The organism is Mesorhizobium sp. M1E.F.Ca.ET.063.01.1.1, assembly GCF_003998155.1.
Lineage (GTDB): Bacteria > Pseudomonadota > Alphaproteobacteria > Rhizobiales > Rhizobiaceae > Mesorhizobium.
This window is the reverse complement of the sequence record NZ_RZSC01000763.1, coordinates 1-2,725: the sequence shown is the minus strand read 5'-3', so window position 1 is coordinate 2,725 and position 2,725 is coordinate 1. Positions and strand designations below refer to the sequence as shown.

General features: G+C 63.5%; 2 protein-coding genes and 1 pseudogene. All 3 read right to left on the bottom strand.

Annotated features, from left to right (window positions below):
- Positions 1-408 (bottom strand): annotated as a pseudogene (locus EOA29_RS31905) (branched-chain amino acid ABC transporter permease); the annotation flags it as partial.
- Between the two features lie 3 nt (positions 409-411).
- A complete protein-coding gene (locus EOA29_RS31900) occupies positions 412-1,272 on the bottom strand; it encodes a branched-chain amino acid ABC transporter permease (protein ID WP_126092950.1) in 861 nt (286 codons plus the stop codon).
- Between the two features lie 76 nt (positions 1,273-1,348).
- Entirely contained in the window at positions 1,349-2,521 is a 1,173-nt protein-coding gene (locus tag EOA29_RS31895; protein ID WP_126092949.1) for an ABC transporter substrate-binding protein, read from the bottom strand.
- Positions 2,522-2,725: the final 204 nt, after the last annotated feature.

Genomic DNA, 2,725 nt, shown 5'->3' with positions numbered 1-2,725 from the left:
GACGATGGCGATCGACAGCACGAGCTGCCCGAGCCCATGGCCGCGCAGGATGACGAAGCCGGACAAGAGGCCGGCGGGGCGCTCGCCGGCACTGCCCGCCGCGATCATGGCGACCGGGTCTGAAATGCCGAAATGCGCAGCGGCGATCCCGGCCGCATAGGCGCCCGCGCCGAATAGGGCTGCATGGCCAAGCGTCGCCACGCCGCAAAAACCGGTCACGAGATCGAGCGACAGCACCAGCATGATCATGCCGATGATGCGTGTGAGCAATGCCAGATTGTCGGGGAACAAAAGATAGCCTGCCCCTGCCGCCGCGAGCACGGCCGCAAGGCCGATCCAGTCGGCGGAGGCGGAGAACCGTGGTCGGGCGACTGGCCTGGCGGCGCCTGTGAGGTGGTCGGCGTTCATGCCTTAGGCCCTTCCGAGAAGGCCGCGCGGAAAGGCGCAAACGATGAGGATGACGGCCAGGTAGAAGAAGAACTCGCCATAGTCCGGCATCAGGTACCGCCCCGCGGTGTCGACCGCACCGAGCACGAGGCAGGCAAGCAAGGCTCCGCCGATCGAGCCGGCGCCGCCCACCGCGACCACGACCAGGAAGGTCACCATGTAGCGCAGCGCGTAATATGGCTCGATCGGCAGCAATTCGGCCCCCACGACACCGCCGAAGGCGGCAAGCCCGGCCGAGACCGCGAAGCTCGCTGCATAGACGGATTTCGTCCGGACACCCAGCGCGGCGGCCATCGGCGTGTTATCCACGGAAGCGCGCAGCTTCACGCCAAAGGAGGTCCGCTCGACCAGGTACCAGAGGGCGGCGGCAACGGCGAAGCCGCACAGGATCGCAAAGAGTTTGTGGGCAGCAATCGAACGGAAGCCGAGATCGACCGGCCCGCTCAGCAGCCCCGGCAGTGGGATGGTCTTGAGCGTCGGTCCGAAGGTGTAGTTGGCGATGCCGATGACGCAGAAGGTGATGCCGATCGTCATCAGCACCTGGATGAGTTCCGGAGCATTGTAGATGCGGCGGTAGAGCAGCCTTTCGATCGGCGCCGCGATGACCACGGTTCCTGCGACCGCGAGCACGAGCCCGACGACATAGCCGAGGCCGAGATCGCGCATGGCATAGGAGGCCAGATAGCCTCCCACCATGGCGAAAGCTCCGTGCGCCAGGTTCACCACCCGCATCAGCCCCATGGTCAGCGACAGGCCGATCGAGATGACGAAAAGCACCATGCCGTAGGCAAGGGCGTCGACCGCGACGCTGAGCACGCTTTGCATGGTTCACTCCGGAGGCCGCCCGCAGGCTGCCGCCTGCAGGCAAGAACATGGACGCTGAGGGCTTGCCTGCGCAAGGCTATTTGGCGGCGGCGAGACCCGGGTCCGTCATGTTGGGGAAGGTCTGGATCTCCTTGTTGTAATAGGTGCCGTCCTCGGCCTTGGCGACCTCCCGCAGATAGATGTTCTGCGTGATATGGCGGCTTTCGGGGTCGATCGATACCGGTCCTCGCGGACTTTCCCAGGCCATTCCCTTGACGGCATCGACGGCCTTCTTGGCGTCCTGCTTGCCGCCCGTCGCCTCGATCATCTTGTAGATGACCCTCATGCCGTCATAGGCGCTGACCGACGGGAAGGACAACTCCGCCGGATTGCCGATCGCGGTGCGCGCCGCCGCGACGAACTTCTTGTTCTCGCCGGAGTCGTGCGCAATCGAGTAGTGGAAGGTGGTCGTGACGCCGAGAGCCGTATCGCCCAGCGCCGGAAGATCGGATTCCTGCGTCAGGTCGCCAGGCGCCAGGAACTGGATGCCGGCCTGCTTGAGGCCGTTCTCGTTATACGACTTCAGGAAGCCGAGCGTGGTCGGGCCGGAGGGCAGGAAGGCAAAGACCGCCTCGGCGCCGGAATCCTTAACCCGCTGCATGATCGGGCTGAAATCGGTCGTCGACAGGGGCATGCGGATCGACTCGACGATTTGCCCGCCATCCGCCTTGAAGGTGGTCGCGAAAGCCGTTTCGGCATCGACGCCGGGCCCATAGTCGCTGACGGCGGTAATGACCTTCTTGATACCGCGCTGGGCCGCCACCTTCGCCATCGGCACCGACGTCTGCCAGAGCGTGAAGGACGTGCGCACGACGAGCGGACTCTTGGTCACGATCGCCGAGGTAGCCGCATTCATGATCACCATCGGCACGTTGGCCTGCTCAAGAAGTGGCGTGACGGCCATGGCATCGGGTGTGAAATAGAAGCCTGCGAGATACTGGACGTGCTCCTTGACGACCAGATCCTGGGCAAGTGATTTGGCCTGCGCGGGATTTGCCGCCGGAAGGTCGCGATAGACGATCTCGACATCATCATTGCCGACCTTGGCGCCGTTCAACGCCGTCCAGGCATCGATGCCGGCCTTGAAATTCTTGCCTTGAATGGCGAACGGGCCGGAAAACGGGCCGATCACACCGACCTTGATCGTATCCGCCAAGGCGGTTCCGCCGAGTGCGATCGCCGCAACCGCGGCCAGCAGCATGCGTCTCATAGTTCTCCTCCCTCGCGCGGCCGCCCAGCTTTAAACGGGGATTTTTCAGCCGCATCGTCTCGGTCTCTCATGCCGAAATGGTAATGTAAAATGAAAATCAGTCGCCGATTATTAACCTCCCGGATATGATTCGATCGAAATCCGGCGCACTTGCATCGTTTCCCTTTGCGGTGCGTGCGTGCCGGCAGCGATACGCTCTCTCAT

Bases quoted from the DNA above. Each gene is read 5' to 3' on its own strand.
- EOA29_RS31900 (WP_126092950.1), bottom strand. From the start codon at position 1,272: ATGCAAAGCGTGCTCAGCGTCGCGGTCGACGCCCTTGCCTACGGCATG.
- EOA29_RS31895 (WP_126092949.1), bottom strand. From the start codon at position 2,521: ATGAGACGCATGCTGCTGGCCGCGGTTGCGGCGATCGCACTCGGCGGA.